The sequence below is a fragment of the Chamaesiphon sp. OTE_75_metabat_556 genome (genome assembly GCF_031378165.1).
Classification (GTDB): domain Bacteria; phylum Cyanobacteriota; class Cyanobacteriia; order Cyanobacteriales; family Chamaesiphonaceae; genus Chamaesiphon.
The window spans coordinates 1-3648 of the sequence record NZ_JANNDR010000020.1; the positions used below are offsets into that span (position 1 = coordinate 1).

The 3648-nt window shown below is 48.5% G+C and carries 3 protein-coding genes; all 3 read left to right on the plus strand.

What is annotated here, in order from left to right; all coding sequences use genetic code 11:
* Window positions 1–537: 537 nt before the first annotated feature.
* A complete protein-coding gene (locus RMO27_RS00815) occupies window positions 538–1884 on the plus strand; it encodes a septal ring lytic transglycosylase RlpA family protein (protein ID WP_309728140.1) in 1347 nt (448 codons plus the stop codon).
* 90 nt (window positions 1885–1974) lie between these two features.
* A complete protein-coding gene (locus RMO27_RS00820; RefSeq protein WP_309728141.1) occupies window positions 1975–3195 on the plus strand; it encodes an MFS transporter in 1221 nt (406 codons plus the stop codon).
* Window positions 3196–3431: 236 nt separating this feature from the next.
* Window positions 3432–3648 (plus strand): type II toxin-antitoxin system HicB family antitoxin (locus RMO27_RS00825; protein WP_309728143.1); only part of this gene is annotated, 217 nt, incomplete at its 3' end.

Here is a 3648-nt window from a genome sequence, read left to right on the forward strand (position 1 = left end):
ATAATTTTATTAATTAGGCATAATCTATTATTTGCAGGCTATGAGACTGGTCGATCCGCGTTTGCGGATCGACCTTTCTTTGTATCTATTTGGTGGTGGTTTTCTGAGAGTTAGTATAATTACTGACTAGGAAAACCGTGAGAGTTTAGTGTAGATAAGAGATCGCGGCTCGATCGAGAATTGACGCTAGATCCGTCGTGAGTAGCAATTCATACCTTCAATTAATGTCACTAACCTCAATTTATTTTGAGAGATCGAGATTAATCTCGGTCTCCTGGGTAAACTATGGATACAATCGTCGTTGAAATTGCCGATCGTCATTTTTAGATCGATGTTTTTCTGGGACTGAATTCAGGTAAAATCGATTTTGCAAAGCCGATGCTGTGCAAATGTTTAGTTCGCTAACTCATTAGTAGCTCATCCCGATCGGATGGGTAGACCAATTTTGAATCGCGGGTGGCGGCTGTCAAACAGCAGCGATGTCCGGTAATTTTCAATTAGTCTTACTAAATCCATATTGTTTCTGCTTATAAAGATATGAATCAACATCGTTGGACTTGTCTGACTGTATTTGTACTAAATGCGATGGCCGCACCGATTGCTGCCGTAGGCGCGAACGCTTTACCATCGCCGACGACTAATAACGATGATTTTGGCTCTCAATTGTTGCAATCGTTGCCAAGGCCATTAATCGGCACCGCACTCAAAATCGATCCGGTAATTCCCGCAATTAACCAGGCAGTTCCCCAAGTCAGCAAGCTCCCGATCGTTACCTCAGTTGCGACTAAAGCTAAAACTGCGCCCAAAACCAAAACTGCACCCGCCCAAACAGATCTGAAAATCGCCAAGATCGGTAACCTGCCGACCAAACAGCAGCAATCCGGCCGCGTATTTTTAGCAGCCACCGCAACTTTTAGTCCCGATCTCCGCGTGCCAAACTCGGTAGGAACACCGATTGTCGATCGGAGCGCGTCAATTATTCCGCCAGCAAATACTCCAGTCAACCCCGTTACGCCATTACCCAAACTGGCAGATCTGGCAAAATCACCATCAGCACCAACTTCACCAATCCTGAAAACATTTTCCAGCAAAAAGATCGGTGCGCCGATTCCGATCTCACGAGAAAATACAGCCCTTTTGGCTAGGACAACAGCACCAACGGCGATCGTCAATTCCGCTACCGTTCAAGCGGAAATCGCCCCACCCCAAACCGATAACTCGCGCGTATTCGCAAGCACGAGTCCGACCAAAGAGCGGGTCGAAACCGATCCGAAACCACAAGTTGCCCCCGTCGTTCAGTACCGCAACGATCGCGCCGAAATTCCGAGCTTTGAAGCAGGAGTCCCGGTGTTTGTGTTTGAAGACAAACATCCCAGCCAAATCGTCGCTACCGCGATCGCCCAAATTGGGGATACGATCGTCGCACCCGAACCGAGCATTGCTATTCCGGTGATGCGTCCCACGCAGTCAACGGTGCCAACTAGATCGCCAGGAGCGAGCGCACCAGTAGGGCGACCGTTTGCTAATAGCAGTGGCACAGTCGAGCAGTCCCCGACGACCGTTCAACCCATGCTCAATCGAGTTGTTTCCACCCACACCGGCAAAGCTTCCTGGTATGGCAGTGAAGGCGGCTCTAAAACAGCTAATGGCGAGCGTTACAATCCCCAGGGCTTGACCGCCGCCCACCGCACGTTACCTTTTGGTACCAAAGTCCGCGTCACTAGCATCAAAACTGGTAAGTCGGCGATCGTCCGCATTAACGATCGCGGGCCATTTCGGGGCAATCGCGCGATCGATATCTCCGCTGGTGCTGCTGAAGCGATCGGCCTCAAAAGTGATGGCGTCGGCGAAGTGCGAATCGAAGTCTTGTCCGACCGTGTCTAGATCTAGACTCGACTGCGGAGATCGGGCGATCGACTAGGGCTTAGTATATAGATACAGCCCTAATCCCGGTTCTCCCGATCTTGAATACATATGTCCAAGTTACCTCGACAGATTTGGATCCTTGCACTGGGTAGATTGCTATCTGAAATCGGGAGCGGATTTACGATCTTTTACGCCCCGATTTTTTTTGTGCAACAAGTCGGACTCTCGGCGACATCAGTAGGACTGGCATTAGGTAGTGCCTCGATTTCTGGGATTGCCGGACGGCTGCTGAGTGGGACTTATGCCGATCGCTGGGGTCGCAAACCAGTGTTATTGTTAGCGACGATCGTCTTGGCGATCTCTTGTTTTATCTTTGCCACGACGAATGATTTTCCCACGTTGGTGGTGGGCTGTCTGGTGCAAGGATTGGGTTTGGGCTTGTATTGGCCGGCGAATGAAGCGATTGTCGCCGATCTCACTGATGGGGAAGCCCGCCGCTTTGCCTATGCAATTACCCGCTTGGCTGACAATGTCGGCATGGGATTGGGGATTATTGCTGGGGGACTGTTGATTAGTACGACTGGAGCCTATCGCAGTCTATTTATTATCGACGGGATCTCATTTTGCTGTTTTTTACTGACGATCGCCTTTGGCATTCAAGAAACATTGCCAGCAGAAAAAACACCCGTAAGATTTGTGAGTGGTTATACCACTGCCTTGCGCGATCGGCGATTGATAGTTTACGTTATTGTCAATATTATCCTGACGGTGTATATCTCTCAAACCCAAACCACTTTACCGCTATATTTTAGTGGTTTTGTTTCCCAACCAGGTGCGCGGGGTTTCAATCCACAGGTAATTAGTACGCTATTTACGGGGCATTTGCTCATGACGATCGCCTGTCAATTACCAGTACTCAAGTTATTGCAAAGGTTGAGTCACGCGCGATCGTTAATGATTTCGGGTGGCTTTTGGTTATTGGGTTTTGCTTGTATCTCGATTACTGGTACTAGTAATAGCTACCAACTGTTCTGGGCAAGTTTGGGCTTGGGTTTATTTGCAATCGCGATCGTTGCTTATACCCCCACTGCTTCGTCACTGATTGCCGATCTCGCACCATCTTCTTTGCGTGGTGTTTATACCTCGATTAATTCCCTCTGTTGGGCGGCTGGATATGCGATCGGTCCACCATTAGGCGGTTGGGCACTCGATCGATCGCCGCAATTTGCACATCAATTCTGGCTCGGTTTAGCTGCGACAGTCCCGATCGTTTGGGCGATTTTATGGTGGTTAGAACGATTAGTTGGCAGGAATAACGAAGTTGGTTGACGATCGATCCTACTAACTCCCGTTCGCATAGCGTGCCAATGGCAATCGAATCCATACATCAATCAATCGAATAAAAACAGATCGACTGGAGCAAAGCGGAGGCTACACCAACGCACCAATAACCGATCGAGGAGCATAGTCAAATCCTAATCGAGTAAGATATAATGGACTCGATCGCCGATGGCACGCTACACGATCGACACATCAATAAATTGCAGATAAATGGGTACTAGACAATGACTCAAACAACATCTCAATTAAAATCAAAACGTCAAGTCTTACTATACCTCGGCGAAGATGGTTATTTTGTTGCAGAGGTACCAAGTTTATCGGGTTGTGTTAGTCAAGGCAAAACCCGCGCAGAGGCTTTAGTTAATATCGAAGAAGCAATCTCACTCTATATCGAAGTTTTACAGGATCGAGGCGAACCTATCCCCGCTGAGGTTGAGGTTG

Excerpts from the sequence above, each read along its gene's own strand:
- RMO27_RS00815 (WP_309728140.1), top strand. The coding sequence starts at position 538 with ATGAATCAACATCGTTGGACTTGTCTGACTGTATTTGTACTAAATGCG.
- RMO27_RS00820 (WP_309728141.1), top strand. The coding sequence starts at position 1,975 with ATGTCCAAGTTACCTCGACAGATTTGGATCCTTGCACTGGGTAGATTG.